The organism is Streptomyces sp. NPDC046939 (assembly GCF_040644575.1).
Taxonomy (GTDB): Bacteria; Actinomycetota; Actinomycetes; order Streptomycetales; family Streptomycetaceae; genus Streptomyces.
On the sequence record NZ_JBEYWV010000079.1, the window covers coordinates 1 to 1,071 of the forward strand.

General features: G+C 74.3%; 1 protein-coding gene. It reads right to left on the reverse strand.

Going from position 1 to position 1,071, the window contains the following annotated elements:
• Positions 1 to 72: 72 nt before the first annotated feature.
• On the reverse strand, positions 73 to 1,071 hold a 999-nt coding region (eboE, locus tag ABZ877_RS39670; RefSeq protein WP_361081587.1), incomplete at its 5' end, for a metabolite traffic protein EboE.

Consider the following 1,071-nt stretch of genomic DNA (forward strand, 5'->3'; position numbering starts at 1 on the left):
GCATGTGGTCGAGGAGACGGGGGGTGAGGCCGACGACGTCCAGGACGAGGAGCGGGGTGGGGCGGGTGTCCGTCATGGCAGCTCCTTGAGGCCGAGGTCGGTCAGCAGGTCGCGGGCGAGGGCGAGTTCGGCGGCGATGCCGTCGGCGAGCTGGGTTCGGGCCCGTGGGCGCAGCTCGGGCGGGAGCGCCTGCCAGGTGTAGGTCTCGACCTCGAGGTGGTGGGTGAGCGGGTGCGCGCCGCCGACGAGGCGGGTCAGCGTGGTCTTGAGGACGGGCAGCGTGGAGGTGAGCGGGGCGGCGGGGGCCGCGTGCAGGGGGACGTGGAAGTGGGCGCGCCACGGGACGGTGTCCGGCAGGGCGGCGCCGTCGAGGGCGGGGCCGAGGTCGTCGGTGCCGTGCAGGGTGCCGGTGTCGACGGTGCGGGTCTGGTGCAGGAAGCGGGGTTCGTCGAAGGCGGCGAGGGCTTCGCGGACTTCGGGGAGATGGGGGTGTTCGGCGTGCAGGGCGGCGGAGAGCTGGGACTTGACGACGGGGACGCGGGCGGCGGCGAGGCCGTCGAGCGCGGTGTCGGGGTCCTCGAAGGAGGTGGCGAGGTGGCAGGTGTCCAGGCACAGGCCGATGCGGTCGGGGCGGGCGACGGCGGTGAGCGGGGCGATCGCGTCGGCGGTGGTCTCGACGGTGCAGCCCGGTTCGGGCTCCAGGCCGACGCGCACCGATTTCCCGGTCAGCTCCTCCAGGGCGTCGAGGCGTTCGGCGAGCGTGACGAGGGCGGTGATCGCTGTCTCCGCGCGCTGGTCGTCGTACGCGGTGCGCCAGGCGAGCGGAAGGGTGGAGACGGTGCCTTCGGTGACGTCGGCGGGAAGCAGCGTGGCGAGGAGGCGGGCCAGGTCGCTGGTGTGGGCGAGGCGCTCCGGGTCGGCCCAGTCCGGCTTGTAGACGCGGTACTTGACCTCTTCGGCGCCGAACCCTTCGTAGGGGAAGCCGTTGAGGGTGACGACCTCCAGGCCGCGCCGGTCGAGCTCCGCGCGCAGGCCGCGCAGGGCGGCCGGGTCGGTGATCAGGGTGCGGGC